The 14296-nt window shown below is 72.0% G+C and carries 11 protein-coding genes; 2 read left to right on the top strand and 9 right to left on the bottom strand.

Annotated features, from left to right (window positions below; all coding sequences use genetic code 11):
• Positions 1-128: 128 nt before the first annotated feature.
• From TOK_RS12020 to TOK_RS11995, 6 genes are all read right to left on the bottom strand, one after another.
• On the bottom strand, positions 129-1727 hold the full coding sequence (locus tag TOK_RS12020; RefSeq protein WP_253258333.1) for an ABC transporter substrate-binding protein: 1599 nt from the start codon (positions 1725-1727) through the stop codon (positions 129-131).
• Between the two features lie 203 nt (positions 1728-1930).
• Positions 1931-3313, bottom strand: coding sequence for a Rieske 2Fe-2S domain-containing protein (locus TOK_RS12015; protein WP_098957930.1), 1383 nt, complete (start codon positions 3311-3313; stop codon positions 1931-1933).
• A 149-nt stretch (positions 3314-3462) separates the two neighbouring features.
• Entirely contained in the window at positions 3463-3720 is a 258-nt protein-coding gene (locus TOK_RS12010; protein WP_098957929.1) for a type II toxin-antitoxin system HicB family antitoxin, read from the bottom strand.
• The gene (locus TOK_RS12005) at positions 3717-5042 is read right to left on the bottom strand and encodes a Rieske 2Fe-2S domain-containing protein (protein ID WP_098957928.1); all 1326 of its coding nucleotides are present in this window, start codon (positions 5040-5042) and stop codon (positions 3717-3719) included. The genes TOK_RS12010 and TOK_RS12005 overlap by 4 nt, the downstream gene beginning before the upstream one ends.
• Before the next feature lie 250 nt (positions 5043-5292).
• The gene (locus TOK_RS12000; RefSeq protein ID WP_098957927.1) at positions 5293-6291 is read right to left on the bottom strand and encodes a zinc-binding dehydrogenase; all 999 of its coding nucleotides are present in this window, start codon (positions 6289-6291) and stop codon (positions 5293-5295) included.
• Positions 6292-6302: 11 nt separating this feature from the next.
• Positions 6303-7937 (bottom strand): thiamine pyrophosphate-requiring protein, encoded by a 1635-nt coding sequence (locus tag TOK_RS11995; RefSeq protein WP_098957926.1) that lies wholly within the window; start codon positions 7935-7937, stop codon positions 6303-6305.
• 138 nt (positions 7938-8075) lie between these two features.
• Between TOK_RS11995 and TOK_RS11990 the strand changes: the two genes are divergently transcribed.
• Positions 8076-8681, top strand: a complete 606-nt coding sequence (locus TOK_RS11990; protein ID WP_172457535.1) for a DUF1707 domain-containing protein — start codon at positions 8076-8078, stop codon at positions 8679-8681.
• A 5-nt stretch (positions 8682-8686) separates the two neighbouring features.
• Here the strand turns inward: TOK_RS11990 and TOK_RS11985 are convergent, their stop codons facing one another.
• Both TOK_RS11985 and TOK_RS11980 read right to left on the bottom strand, forming a co-directional pair.
• Positions 8687-9265 (bottom strand): DsbA family protein, encoded by a 579-nt coding sequence (locus TOK_RS11985; protein ID WP_141566360.1) that lies wholly within the window; start codon positions 9263-9265, stop codon positions 8687-8689.
• 32 nt (positions 9266-9297) lie between these two features.
• On the bottom strand, positions 9298-10611 hold the full coding sequence (locus TOK_RS11980; protein ID WP_098957923.1) for a nitrate/nitrite transporter: 1314 nt from the start codon (positions 10609-10611) through the stop codon (positions 9298-9300).
• A gap of 253 nt (positions 10612-10864) precedes the next feature.
• Here TOK_RS11980 and TOK_RS11975 point away from each other — a divergent pair, with 253 nt between their 5' ends.
• Positions 10865-11827, top strand: a complete 963-nt coding sequence (locus tag TOK_RS11975; RefSeq protein WP_098957922.1) for a proteasome assembly chaperone family protein — start codon at positions 10865-10867, stop codon at positions 11825-11827.
• A 21-nt stretch (positions 11828-11848) separates the two neighbouring features.
• Here the strand turns inward: TOK_RS11975 and TOK_RS11970 are convergent, their stop codons facing one another.
• Entirely contained in the window at positions 11849-14173 is a 2325-nt protein-coding gene (locus tag TOK_RS11970) for a pyruvate dehydrogenase (RefSeq protein WP_098957921.1), read from the bottom strand.
• Between the last annotated feature and the right edge of the window lie 123 nt (positions 14174-14296).

The following is a 14296-nucleotide window of genomic DNA, read 5'->3' as shown; positions in this document are numbered from 1 at the left end:
GGCCCGCGGGTCGGGCGATCGGCGCTCGTGCCATGGTGGTGCCTCCGGTGCGGGCGGCCGGGTCACAGCATCGCGACAGCCTAGCGGCAGCCGGACCGGGTCGAGCCCGGTCCGGCGACCCCCGGCCGTCAGTGTGACATCCATGCGTTCGCCCACACCTGCGCGCCCGTCGGGATGTCGAGGACGATCCCCTTGACGTTGCCGCGCGTGAGCATCCCGGTGTAGGCCCGGCTGTACCAGCCGATCGCCAGGTCCTTGCCCGCGATGGCCTGGACCTGCTGGTAGTCGGCCAGCTGCCTGGCCTTGTCGGTGGTCGCCACGGCGTCGTCGAGCAACGCATCCACCTGCGGGTCGGAGTAGCGCCCGTAGTTGCCGCTGCCACCGGTGTGCAGCAGCTGCACGAGCGACGGGAACGGCGTCGGCCAGCCGGACACCCACGTCGACAGCTGGAAGTTGCCGCCCTGAACGACCTTCGAGCTGAAGGTGCCGAGGTCCTGCAGGTCGAGCTCTACGTCCACCCCGACGGCCTTCATCTGGGCCTGCACGAACTGCGCGAACTGGGTGCGGGTCGGGTTGTTGGCCGTCGAGAGGGTGAAGTTCGGGTCACCGCCGCTCTTGACGTAGTCCGCGATCAGCGCCTTCGCCTTGGCCTGGTCGTAGCGCGGGTACTGCTGGGCCGCGTCGGCGTTGTAGAACGGGCTGTCGGCGGAGAACGGGCCCTGGGCCGGGTCCATGAACCCGTTGTACTGGGTCACGCTCATCGCCTTCGGGTCGAGCGCGGCGACCAGTGCCTGCCGCATCCGGAGATCGTCGAACGGCGCCTTGGTGAAGTTGAAGTAGAAGTACTCGCCGCCGTTGCCCGGGTAGTAGTAGGTCCGCAGGTCCTTGTTGTTCGAACCGCGCAGGATCTCGGTCTGGTAGGAGCAGATCAGCACGTCCAGGTCGCCGTTGGACACCGACACGTAGGCCGCCTCGGTGTCGGGCACCGGCCGGAACTGGATGCCGTCGAGATAGGGCATCCCCTTGTCCTTCCGCCAGTAGCCGTCGAAGCGCGTCACGTCGATCCGGGAGTCGGGCACCCAGTCGACGAACGAGAACGGGCCGGCACCGACCGGGTGCCTGCCGTAGTCCGCGCCCCACTTCTTGACCGCCGTCGGCGACGCCATGAGGCCCAGGGTTCCGTCGTTGGACCGCAGCGCGAACGCGTTGACGAACACCCCGACGGGCCGGGTCAGCTCGAACCGCACGGTCAACGGGTCGACGGCGGTCATCCTGGCGACCCACTTCGCGTACACGTTGCCGGGTGAGCGCGTCATCTGCTGCTGGCGGGTGACGTTGAAGACGACCGCGTCGGCGTCGAGCGGTGTGTCGTCCTGGAACATCACGCCGGATCGCAGCTTCAGGGTCCACGTGGCGCCGTTGTCGTCGGTGGTCATCGACTCCGCGAGGTAGGGCGTGACGTCCCCGGCGGCGTTCATCCGGAACAGCGGGTCGTAGACGGCGTAGTCAGCGATCTGGTAGCCGGGGACCGCCGGGTCCATCGAGACCGGTTCGCGGTCCATCCCGTAGCGCAGGACGCCTCCTCGCTGTGGTGTCCCCTCGGTGGCGAGGTCACCACCGAAGGGGTGCGAGGAGTCCATCCCGGACGAGCCGGAGCCCGGCTGGGCGTTGTTGCTCGCCCCGCACCCCGCGAGCACGAGGAGCGCCGCCACGAGCAGGGCCAGCACCCCCTGCAACCGGAGCGCGGACCGTCGGAACACACGTCTGAGGTGCATCGGCTTGCCTCACAATCTCGCGGGACGCCATCGGCTCGCGGGTCGTGGTGAGGAATGCGTGGTGCGCGGGGCGGGGTCGGTCCCGCGCCGCGGGTCACGCGTGATGCCGCCGCCGTGTCACCGGCGGCGGGGCAGGTGCCGACGGGAGCCGGCGCTCAGGCCTGGCCGCTCGCTGCCGAGCGCCGCGCCGGCATCTCCTCCTGGACCAACGGATCGTCGTCGGTGCCGAGGATCCGCCAGTCCTCACCGGGCTCGAGGATCTTCTCCGCAGAACGGAACGTCGTGAAGTCGTGCCCGTCCCCGGCCAGCGCGGGCGGCGGCGTGCCGTCCTCCGCAAGCGCCTTGGCTGCGCTGATGAGGATGCGCCGCATGCGGATCACCGCCCGGTCGCTGGTGCCCAGGTGCTCCTGCGACCTGTCGTAGATCGGTCCCATCGACTCGGTCGCCATCAGGTCCTGGCTGTTGAAGTCGGAGATCCCCGTGAAGTTCTGCGTCCGCTGTGCGTCCCGGTCGATGCGGTAGTCGTTCTCGGCCGTCCACTCGCGCGGCCGGATGCCCTGTCGGGTCTGCGGTGCGTACGGGAAGTTCCGCACGTCGAAGAGGTTCCCGCCGCTCCCGTAGCCGTGCATGTCGCCGATCTTCTGCGCGACGACGTTGTAGCGCAGGCAGTTCTCGTCGTCGACCGGGACGAACATGCTCAACCGCCCGCGGTACGGGATCGCCGCCACCGTTGTCACGTTGGGCACGCAGAACCCCGTGATCCGCACGTGGGTGTGCCCGTTGGGTGAGGTCCGGATGCCGGCGTAGCGGTAGCCGTACCAGTCGTCCTGGACCTCCAGACGCGGCGCCCGGTCGTGACGCCAGATCCGCCACGACGTCTCCACCGAGTTGTAGCCGGGCTTGTCCGTCCCGTCGTCGGGCAGCTCGGAGATCGCGTCGTACTGGTGGAGCCACGAGATGTGCGACGTGTCGAGGTTTCCCTCCATCGCCTGCACCCAGTTGCAGGGGCTGAAGGTCTTTCCCGCCGTGACGTGCTCGGGGGCGAGGGAGTCGGTACCGAAGTCGCGGAACGGGGTCATGGTCTCGCGCGGCCCGAGGTAGGCCCAGACGATCCCACCGGAGTCGTGCACCGGGTAGGCCTTTGCCTGCACCCGTTCCTTGAAGGAGCTGCTCGCCGGTTCCGACGGCATGTCGATGCACCGACCGTCCACGTCGAACTGCCAGCCGTGGTACGGGCACCGCAGCCCGCACATCCCCTCTGCCGCCGTCGACGGTGCAGCGCTGCTCCCCTCGTTGCGGCCGAACCACAGCGACGCACCTCGGTGCGGGCAGTTCTCCTGGATGAGGCCGATGCGACCGTTGAGGTCGCGGAAGGCGACCAGGTCCTCACCCAGCAGCCGTACCCGTACCGGGTCGCCGCCCGGACTCGGCAGTTCCTCGGACAGCAACGCCGGCGTCCAGTAGCGGCGCATCAGCTCGCCCATCGGGGTCCCGGGACCGACCCGGGTCAGGATCTCGTTGTCCTCGGCCGACAGCATCGTCGGGCCTCCTCGTGTCGCGTGCGATCCCGCCCCGCTGCCGATGTGGCCGGCGGCGCGGGTGTGGTGGTGGGTGACGCGTTCGGGTTCGGGATGTCGTGGCGGACCGGGTCCGCCGCAGGCCGGGGCCGTGGGCGAACCGGTCGTGGCTAGATCCGCAGCGGAGCGCGTGGTGGCGGTGGTGGGGTGCCGGCGCGGTGCAGATCGGTGAGGATCTCCACGCGTCGCCGTTCGAGCCGCGTCAACGCGTCGAACGGTGTGCGACCCTCGGCGACGCACCCGGGAAGCTCGTCGTAGCTGACCCGGCAGACCCAGTCACCGTCGTCGCGCTGCACTGCCTGCACGTCCATCACGTACGGGACGGCGAGCAACTCGTCGAGGCCGGTGGTTCCGACGGGTGCGCTCATGCGCCGCCGGCCAGGCTCGGGTCGAGCTCAGGATGCTCGACACCTGCGCTGCGCAGCTCGGCCGTGGCCTCCATCCAGTCGGCGTCGGCCGGGAGCACGATCCCTCCGGAGCGCTGCCGGTACACCTCCGGCGCGTCGACCGCCGGCGGCGGCACGGCGTCGTCTGCCAGCGCGCGGGCGGCGGCGAGCAGCCGCCGGCGCACCCGGATCACCATCACGTCGGAGCTGCCCAGGTGCTCCTTGGTGCGATCGTAGATGTCGCCCATGCTCTCGGTGATGGCCTGGTCCTCGATGTTGACCCCGCCCAGCCCGGTGTAGCTCTCACCGCTGCGCTGCAGCGCCCGGTCGATCAGATGGTCGTTCTCGCGGCGGGCCGTGATCCGGAACCGGCCGAACCAGTCGGTCGTGTTCGGCAGGAACTCCGTCGCGGTGGCCTCCCGCTCCGTGATGCCGACCTTCTGCGACGCCGGCGCCGTGTAGCGGCGGACCGTCGGCGCGGAGTGGAACGCCATCGTGTGGCTGTCGTCCATCGGGACCCAGGCCCTGATCTGCAGCTTCGTCCCGAGCACCCCGGTCGGCACCATCGTGTAGAAGGGGAACAGGAAGTGCGCGAAACGCCAGTACAGCCGGTCCTCGTCACCGGCGGGCCGGTAGGCCCCGTAGGTCGCGCCGAACTCGGTGTCGAGCACCTTGTAGCGCGGCGCCCGGTCCTCGATGGCGTAGCGCAGGAACGAGTCCTCGGGGGCGTCGCCGGGCTGTGCGTGCCCGACGTGCAGGAAACCGAAGTGGCTGGTGTCGATGTCGCCCTCGAGCGCCTGCAGCCAGTTGCACTCGCGCTGGAACGCCCAGGCGGCGCTCTCGCTGTCCTCGCCCATCCACTCGAAGCCCGGCATGGACGGCGGTGTCGGGCGCGGGCCCAGGTAGGCCCACAGCAGGCCGCCGGCCTCGGAGACCGGGTAGGTCGGGAGCCGCACCTTGTCCTTGAAGTTGCTGCCCGGCGGCTCGTTCGGCATGTCGACGCAGCGGCCGCCGCCGTCGAACTTCCAGCCGTGGTAGACGCAGCGGATCCCCTCGTCCTCGTTGCGCCCGTACCACATCGACGCGCCACGATGCGGGCACTCCTCGTCCATCAGCATCGGGATCCCCGACGTCGTCCGGATCGCGAGGAACCGCTGGCCGAGCACCATGATCCGGGCGGGATCACAGTCCGCCCCGATCTCCGTGGCGAGAGCGAACGGCACCCAGTACTCGCGCATCAGGTCACCCATCGGAGTGCCCTTCCCGACCCTGCAGATCGTCTCGTTGTCGAGCCTGCTCAGCATCGGACCTCCTGCAGGTGAGCTCGCCCACCGGTCGTGTGGCGGAATGGATCACATCGTGTGCGGGAATGGATCACGAGGCACGTCGCCGTATCCGGGAACCGGTCGGCAACGGCGATCTGTTCGCGAGATTGTGACCCTCACCAGGCCGTCTTCAATATTGAAGACCGCGCAAGATCATGTCAAGGGGCCGTTGGCGGGTTGCGCGCCGCCGCTGCCGCACCGGTCCACCGCGGCGGCGTCGCCGCCGGTGTCAGGTGAGATCGACCGCGATCTTGCCGCCCCGCCGGTCGCGCGCGGCCTCGAACGCCTCCTGCACCCGGTCGAGGGGGTACACCGGGTCCAGGAACGGGGTCACGTCGACCGCACCGGAGTGGATGAGGCCGACGGCCTCGCGGAACGCGGTGAGCCCCGGCTCGGACTGGGTGCTGTGGGAGTGCTCGATCGTCGGGCGGCGGACCCAGGCGTCGTTGTAGGACCACGTCGACGGGCCGTCCGGCCGTTCGGGGAAGCCGAAGTAGCCGACGCGGCCCGCGGTGCGCACGGCCTGCAGGCACTGGATCCGGGTCTCGTCGTAGCCGACGGCCTCGACGACCAGGTCGGCGCCGAGCCCGGAGGTCGTCTCCATGACGGCATCGACGAACGAGGACTCCCGCACGTCCACGACGACGTCGGCGCCGTAGTCGGCGGCGATCGCCAGCCGGACGGGAGCCTTGTCGGCGACGACGACCGTCGCGAAGTCGGCGAGGCGGGCAAGCGCGGTGAAGAACAGGCCCGCCGAGCCCGCGCCGCAGATCGCGATCGTGCGGCCTTCGGCGGGCCCGGCGACGGCAGGCGGCCAGAAGCGGCGCATCGCGAAGATCGCGGTGCCCAGCTGCTGGGCCATGAGCAGCCGGTGCCGGTCACCACCGTGCGGCAGCGGGACGAGCGAGCTCGCCTTCACGACCTGCCACTGTGCGAAGCAGCGGGCATCACGCGGGACCGGGACCGCCAGCACGGCGTCGCCGGGGGCGAACGCCGGGTCGCGGGACTCCTCGACCACCCCGACGCCCTCGTGGCCGGGGAAGCCGGGCGCGGCGGGGAAGGCGCCGCGGTGGAACCCGTCGAAGACGATGTGCAGGTCGCTGCCGCAGATCGAGCCGCGGCTCGACCGGACGAGCACCTCACCTGCGGCCGGGACGGGTACCGGCACGTCGACGGCCTCGATCCGGCCGGGTGCCACGAGCTGCGCGGCGCGCATCGATGTCCCCATGTGGGCACCCCTCACGAGTCGAAGGTCGAGTAGAGCTTGTCGCGGGTGGTCACGAACGCGACGAGAGCGGGCGTCCCCGTCCCGGTCGCGGCGATCGCGCGGCGCAGCGCGGGCACGATGTCGTCGGGTGCGGTCACACGTTCGGCGTGCAGCCCGAGCGCGCGGGCCATGGCGGCGTGGTCGCCGGAGATGTCGGTGGAGCCGTAGCGGTCCCGCGACAGCGCCATGATCCGGTCCTCCATCGCCATCGCGGAGTTGTCGAGCAGGACCGACAGGATCGGGATCCCGACGCGCGCGCACGTCTCGAGGTCCATCCCGGTCATGCCGATCGCCGCGTCGCCCCACACGTTGACGCACAGCATGTCCGGCCGGGCGAGCTTGGCGCCCATGGCGAGCCCGAGGCCGTAGCCGAGCTGGGTGGACTTCCCCCAGCCCAGGTAGGTGTGCGGGGCCTCGGTGCGCCAGAACGGGGACAGCTCGTCGCGGGGGCTGCCGGCGTCGTGGGTGATGATCGTGCGGGCGACGTCGACCGTCGCCATCAGGTCGCGGATGACCCGGTACGGCGAGAGCGGGGTCTGGTCGCTGTCGAGGTGGCGCCGCCACTGCGCGAGCCAGGGGTCGTTCTGGGCCCGGATGCGGGCCGTGACCTCGGCGACGCGGCCGCGGGGACCCCGGACGCGTTCGCGGACGGCGTCGGTCAGCGTGGCGAGGGTGAGGCCCGCGTCGCCGATCAGCGCGTGTGCGGCGGGCACGTGCTTGTCGAGGTCCACGGGGTCGACGGTGTTGTGCACGAACGTCTTCCCGGCGGTCGGGAAGCGGATCCCGAAACCCGTCGCGGTGAAGCTGGCACCGACGCCGAACACGACGTCGGCGTCGCGGACGTGCTCGAACACCGCCCGCGGCATCGCGACACCGCCCGAGCCGAGTGAGAGCGGGTGCGTCTCCGGGAAGGCACTCTTGCCCTCCAGGCTGGTCGTGACGGGCGCCTCGAGCAGCTCGGCCAGCTCACGCAGCCCCGTCCAGGCGCGGGCGTGGTGCACGCCCTGCCCGGCGTAGAGCAGCGGTCGGTCCGCGGCGACCAGGGTGTCGACGGCCGCGTCGACCGCGGCGGCGTCGGGGGCGCTGCGGGCCCGTCCCGACGCGACGTGGCCGTCGACACCGGGGGCCTCCTCGGCCCAGACGTCGGCGGGGATCTCGACGAGCACCGGCCCGGGCCGGCCGTTGCGCGCCTGGGTGAACGCGCGCCGCAGCGCCGGGACCAGCCCGGCCCCCGTCGTGACCTGCTCGGCCCATTTGGTGACGTGCTGGAAGTTCAGCGCGGCGTTGAAGGCCGGCTGCACCCACGTCTGCGCCCGCGGCGCACCGCCGGGGATCACGACGAGCGGGATCCCCTCGGCGAAGGCCTGGGCGACGGCGCCGAACGAGTTCTCGACACCGGGTCCGGCCTGCATGCAGAAGACGCCGACGGTGTCGGTGAGCCGGCTGACGGCGTCGGCCATGTGGATGCCGATGCGTTCCTGGCGGACGATCACGGGCCGGATGCCCACGGCGGCCGCCGCGTCGATCAGCGGGTTGAGCGGATAGGCGAACAGGTGCTCGACGCCTTCTCGGCGGAGTACCTCGGCCGCTGCCTGCGCCACGTTCACACGTGCCCCTCCTTCGGGTCCGTGCCGGCGTCGACGCAGCGCCGACCTTACCCGGCGCGGCCCGTCCGGGGCGCGTTGTCGCGACCGCCCGTCGCTTGACGTCTTGATGACATCACGATGGCGTCATACGATGCGGGGATGTCCGAGGTGGAGCTCCGCATCTCCGACGACGATCGCGAGCGCGCGGCCGCCGTCCTGCACACGGCCGTCGGCGAGGGTCGTCTGACCTGGTCCGAACACGATGAACGGCTCGAGGCGGTGTATTCCGCCCGGACCGCGTCGCAGCTGGCGCCTCAGCTGGCCGACCTGCCCGGCGGCGCCGCCACGGGCATCGTCCCGGCTGCCCGGGCGACGACCACCCGGCCGGCGATGACGTCACGGCTGACGTCGCCGGACGCCGCGGCGGGCGAGCCGTTGCGCGTCATGCTGGGCAAGGTCGCCCGCCGTCCCGACGTGTCGTCGGGCCGCGTCGAGGTCGAGGCCGTGCTGGGCGCGGTGATCCTCGACCTGCGCGAGCTGCCCGCTCACGTGGTGGTCGACGTCGTCGCGAACTCGTTGCTGGGCAAGATCGAGGTGCACGTCTCCCCCGGCACGCGACTCGTCGACGCCGGGACGGCCGCACTGGGCAAGCGCTCGCTGGTGGAGCGCCGGTCCGCGCGCGGGGTGCTGCCGCGGCCCGACGCGCCGACCGTGCGGCTCAGCGGGCACAGCGTGCTGGGCCACGTCCGCGTGCACGTGGGCTGACGCGGTCAGAACGGGTTGCGGCTGCCCTTCAGCTCACTGAACGACGGCACGTCGGCCAGCAGCTTCACGGCCTCGAACAGGCGCATCGCCTCGTCACCGGTCGGCACCGGGACGACGACGGGCCCGAACCAGGCCTTGCGGCCGAGGCGGAGCACCGGGCTGCCCGACTCCTGCCCGACGGCGGCCTGCGACTCCTCGTGGGACGCCGTCACGACCTTGTCGAGGTCCTCATCGTCGGCCGACTCGGCCAGCGACGCCGGCAGGCCCGCGTCGGCGACCGCAGCGGCGAGCAACGCGTCGTCCCAGTCCTCGCCCTTGTCGAAACGGCGGGTGCCGAGCGCGGTGAACAGCCTGCCCCGGGTGTCGTTGTCCTCGATGGCCGCGAGGACACGCAGGACGCGTGCGCCCTGGGCCGCCAGCGACCGGTACTCCTCCGGGATGTCCTTGTCCGCGTTGAGGATCGAGAGGCTCATCAGGCGCCACGTGACCGTCGCGGCGCCGGCGTCGGCGACCTCGGCGATCCAGCGCGAGGTCCGCCACGTGAAGGGGCAGCCGGGGTCGAAGAAGAAGTCCACCGAAGTCACCTCCGCAGGCTACGCGCCTCTGAGTTGACCGTTCAACTTCCGGATCGGGCGCCGACCGTCTCGCGTCGACGCTCGGCGAAGACCTCCCGCAGCGGCCGCACCGGGAAGCCCTCGTCGGCGAGCTTCCGCCGGGCCCGCCTGCGGGCGATGATCACCCCGGCCAGGGCGAGGGCCCAGACGACGTACTGCACCGTCCACGCGGCCCGGAACGACTCCGGGGTGTACCCGCCGGTCAGGCCGAGCACCGCGCCGACGCCGAGGGTCACCAGCAGCGACGCGGTGAACCCGCCGATGTTGACGATCCCGACCGCGGTCCCCTGCCGGTGCCCGGGGTTGAACGTCCGGGCGTAGTCGAACCCGATCATCGACGCGGGGCCGCCCGCCGCCAGCACCACCACCAGGGCGACGATCATCCAGCGCGGCGCCGGCGCCGGGGTGAGCAGCACCGCCGTCCATGCCGCGGCAGTCGCCAGGATCACCCCGATGACCAGCCAGGACCGGCGGGTGGGGTGCCGGGCGGCGAACTCGCCGAACACCGGCCCCGCGACGACCCCCACGAGGACGAGCAGCGTCAGGATCCCGCCCGCGGCCGCGGGCGACATGCCCTGGCCGGCGACGAGGTACGGCACCCCCCACATCAGCGCGAACACGGTGCCGGCGAACTGGGTGCCCGTGTGGGTCCACAGACCCAGCCGCGTTCCCGGCTCGGCCCACGACGCCTTCAGCGAGTCCGAGACCGCACGCCACGACGTGGCCGACACCGGCGCCGGAGCGCCCGCGGGCCGGTTGCGCAGCACCGCGGCGACCGCGACCGCGGCCGCCACCCCCATACCCGCCGCCGACACGAACGCCGGGGCCCACCCGACCCCGTGCAGCAGCGCGGCGAACGGGACGGCCGACAGGATCTGCCCGCCCTGCCCGAGCAGCCCGGTCAGCTGGGTCATGACCGGCACCTTGCGTGCAGGGAACCACGCGTTCACGACCGACAGCACGCTGATGAACGTCAGCGCGTCACCGGCGCCGACGAGCACGCGCGCGGCGATCGCGAGCGGCAGCGTCTCGGCCAGCGCGAGGACGAGCTGCCCTGCCGCCATGACCAGCGCGCCGACCACGACGAGCGTGCGGGCACCGAAACGGTCGAGGAGGATCCCGGTGGGGATCTGGAGCAGCGCGTAGACCAGCAACTGCAGGACGAGAAACCCCGACAGCACCGCCGGGGCGGCGTCGAACCGGTCGGCGGCGTCGAGACCCGCGACGCCGAACGACGTCCGGTTCATGACACCGATGAGGTAGGCGAACAGACCGACGGACCAGACCACCCACGGGCGGCAACCACTCATGCTCATGACTGGATCCATGGTGCGCCGGAACCGGCCCGTCCGGACCCCGATTGCGGGCCGCCTCACGATGTGAGCTGGGTCGGCCCCGCCCCCGCCACCCACCGCCCGTGTCGTGGGCCACGACCAGGACAATGGAACGGCTCGGCGGATCCACGGGATGCTGTGCGGGCTCCCGCGCGTTGTGCGGGGTGGCCGGGCACGTCGCCCGGCGACGGGTGTCCCGTACGGGACGCGCGAGACGACGGCCGGAGGACACACGGTGCTCGACCCGCAGGAGCTCTACACGGTGGCCGATGACGCCCCGCAGCTGAGCGATCCGGTGCTCGTGGTCGTGCTCGACGGGTTCGTCGACGCGGGCAACGCCGCGCGGCTCGCCGCCGAGGCGCTCGTCGAGGGCCGCGAGACGACCACGGTCGTGAGCTTCGACATCGACCAGCTCGTGGACTACCGCAGCAGGCGTCCCCCGCTGCAGTTCGAGACCGACCACTGGGCGGGCTACTCCCCGCCCGTCCTCGACATCGTCGCGGTCACCGACTCCGGCGACACCCCGTACCTGCTGCTCACCGGTCCCGAGCCGGACACGCAGTGGGAGCGCTTCGTCGCCGCCGTCGAGCAGATCGTCAGGCAGCTCGGGGTCCGGCTGGTGATCACGCTCAGCGGGATCCCGATGGCGGTCCCGCACACCCGCCCGATCGGCGTCACCGCGCATGCCACGCGGGCCGACCTCGTCGAGGGGCACACGGCGTGGTTCGGCAGCGCCGAGGTCCCCGGCTCGGCCGTCGCGCTGCTGGAGTACCGGCTGGGCGAGGCCGGTCACGACGCGATGGGCTTCGCCGTCCACGTTCCGCACTACCTCGCACGGGCCGAGTACCCGCACGCCGCGCGGGCGCTGCTCGACCACACGGGCGTCTCGGCGGGGCTCTTCCTGCCGACGGAGTCGCTGACCAAGGCTGCGGAGCGCGCCGACGTGGAGATCACCGCGCAGGTGGAGAACTCCGAGGAGGTCGCGCAGGTCGTGACCGCGCTGGAGCGCCAGTACGACACGGTGGCCGGGGCGAACGCGGAGGGCTCGGGCGGGCTGGGCGGCGAGCTGCCCAGCGCCGAGGAGCTCGCGGCGGAGGTCGAGCGGTTCCTCGCGATGCGCGATCCCGCCGACGAGCTCCCCGGCGACGACGGTCCGGCACCCGGATCCCCCGGCTCCTCCGGGGACGACCCGCGGTGACCGCGGGTCGCCCCCGCAGCCTCAGTCGGTGACGTCGAGAGCCGCGGTGACGATCGCGTCGGCACCGATTCCGTGGTGGCGGTAGACCGACTCGAGGTCGCCGGACTGGCCGAACCGGGAGACACCCAGGTGCGTCGCCCGCACCCGGTTGATGCCGGCGAGGAACGCCAGCGTGTGCGGGTGCCCGTCGAGGACGGTGACGAGCGGCGCCGCGCGGTGGGCCGGGAACGCGGCGTCGAGGACCCAGCTGTCGGCGTCGCCGTGCCCCGTGCGGGCCTGCGCGGCGTCGAACAGCAGGCCGGGGCTGGTCACGCAGACGACGTCGGCGGCGAGGCCCTGCTCGGCGAGCCGGTCCGCCGCGGCGAGCGCCTCGGGCACGACCGCGCCCATCGCGGCGATGGTCAGGTCGGGCTCGTCCTCGGTGCGACGCAGCGGGTACGCGCCCGCGACGACCTGCTTGCGACGGCGCTCGCGCGCCGCCGGGTCGGTCGGCACGGCCGCGAGGGTCTGGTCCACCGGGCGGGTCGACAGCCGCAGGTAGGCCGACGTCCCGTCGGGGCGGCCCAGGCGGGCCAGCGAGGCCAGCAGCGTCCACTCGACGTCGATCGCGAACGCGGGCTCGTAGGTGGTGCAGCCCGGCTGCTCCAGACCCACCGACGGCGTGGTGATCGACTGGTGCGCACCGCCCTCGGGCGCGAGCGACACCCCTGACGGGGTCCCGACGAGGATCGACTGCCCGCCCGCGTAGATGCCGAACGACCACGGCTCCAGCGCACGCTCGACGAACGGGTCGTAGAGCACCCCGATGGGCAGCAGCGGCTGCCCCCAGCGGCTCCACGTCGCACCCAGCTCACCGAGCAGTCCCACCAGGTTTCCCTCGGCGATGCCCAGCTCCAGGTGCTGGCCGGTGGGTCGCTCGCGCCAGTGCAGGATCGTCTCGGGGTCGTCGTCGAACCAGTCCCGGCGCTCGGCCGCCGACCACACCCCGACCTTGTTGACCCAGCCGCCCAGGTTCGTCGACGACGACACGTCCGGGCACAGGGTGACGACGCGGGCGGCCGCCTCGGGGGCGGAACGGGTCAGGTCGAGCAGGGTCCGGCCCAGCGCCGCCTGCGTGGTGGCCTTCCCGCTGGGGGTGCGGCCGATGTCGGTGGGCACGTCGACCTTCGGCAGCGCGGGGACGGCGTCGCGGTGCAGCCGGGCGGCGGTCTCGCGGCACAGCTCGGCCGCGGCCGAGTCGTCGGCGAAGCGGGCCCACGGGTCCTCGACCGACGTGCCGACCGCCTCGGCCAGCTCCGCGAGCTGGTCGCCCGTCAGCAGCGACGAGTGGTTCTGCGGGTGGCCCGCCGTCGCCAGGCCGTGGCCCTTCACCGTGTAGGCGAGGATCACGGTCGGGCGGGTGTCGTCGATGGCCCGGAACGCGTCACCGACGGCCTGCAGGTCGTGCCCGCCCAGGTTGCGGACGGCGGCGAGCAGGGTGTCGTCGTCGAGTGTGCCCACGAGCCCGGCGAGCTCGGGCGAGTCCGGCAGGCGCTCGCGCAGCTGGGCCGCGGTACAGCGCAGCAGCCGCTGGTACTCGGGGTTGGACATGTCGTCGATGCGCCGGCGCAGCGCGTCGCCACCCGGGCGCTCGAACAGCTCGTGGAGCAGCTTGCCGTACTTGACCGTCAGCACCTGCCAGCCCGCGGCCTCGAACATGCCCTGGATGCGCAGGGCACCGATGTTGGGCACGACGCGGTCGAGCGACTGCCGGTTCAGGTCGACGATCCAGACGACCTCGCCCAGCTCGGCGACCATCGGGTCGAGGATCGCCTCCCAGCAGGCGCCTTCGTCGAGCTCCGCGTCACCGACCAGCGAGTACTGCCGCCCCGTGCCGGCGCCGCCCCCGCGGGAGTCGACGTAGCGGCGTGCCAGCGCACCCCAGATCGGGGCCGTCGCACCGATACCGACCGAACCGGTCGAGTAGTCGACGGGGTCGGGGTCCTTGGACCGGCTCGGGTAGGACTGCAGGCCGCCGAACTCGCGCAGCGTCGTGAGGTAGCGCTCGTCGAGCTCGCCGAGCAGGTAGTTCACCGCGTGCAGGACGGGCGAGGCGTGCGGCTTCACCGAGACCCGGTCGTTCTCGCGCAGGTGCTCGAACCACAGCGCCGTCATGATCGTCACCATCGACGCCGACGACGCCTGGTGCCCGCCGACCTTCAGGCCGGTGGTGTTGGGGCGCACCCGGTTGGCGTGGTCGATGATCGCGGTCGAGAGCCAGAGCACCCGCTTCTCGACCTCGGTGAGCACGGCGAGCCGGTCGTCGGCGGGACCGGCTTCCGGGCCGGACGAGATTGCGGTGCTCATTCCGATCACACTCCGGGCGTGTAGGGCGCAAGTTGCCCACCCATCCGACCACTCGGCACCATGAGTGCACCAGTTCCGACCTCCGGACCGTGCAGAATGCACGGTCCACGTCGCCGATCGAGT

It is taken from the genome of Pseudonocardia sp. N23, assembly GCF_002583555.1.
In the GTDB taxonomy this organism is placed as follows: Bacteria; Actinomycetota; Actinomycetes; order Mycobacteriales; family Pseudonocardiaceae; genus Pseudonocardia.
This window is presented reverse-complemented; position numbering and strand designations above follow the sequence as displayed.

What these genes read in the sequence shown, in the direction of transcription:
- TOK_RS12015 (WP_098957930.1), bottom strand. Translation starts at nt 3,313, where the DNA reads ATGCTGTCGGCCGAGGACAACGAGATCCTGACCCGGGTCGGTCCCGGG.
- TOK_RS12010 (WP_098957929.1), bottom strand. Translation starts at nt 3,720, where the DNA reads ATGAGCGCACCCGTCGGAACCACCGGCCTCGACGAGTTGCTCGCCGTC.
- TOK_RS12005 (WP_098957928.1), bottom strand. Translation starts at nt 5,042, where the DNA reads ATGCTGAGCAGGCTCGACAACGAGACGATCTGCAGGGTCGGGAAGGGC.
- TOK_RS12000 (WP_098957927.1), bottom strand. Translation starts at nt 6,291, where the DNA reads ATGGGGACATCGATGCGCGCCGCGCAGCTCGTGGCACCCGGCCGGATC.
- TOK_RS11990 (WP_172457535.1), top strand. Translation starts at nt 8,076, where the DNA reads ATGTCCGAGGTGGAGCTCCGCATCTCCGACGACGATCGCGAGCGCGCG.
- TOK_RS11980 (WP_098957923.1), bottom strand. Translation starts at nt 10,611, where the DNA reads ATGAGCATGAGTGGTTGCCGCCCGTGGGTGGTCTGGTCCGTCGGTCTG.
- TOK_RS11970 (WP_098957921.1), bottom strand. Translation starts at nt 14,173, where the DNA reads ATGAGCACCGCAATCTCGTCCGGCCCGGAAGCCGGTCCCGCCGACGAC.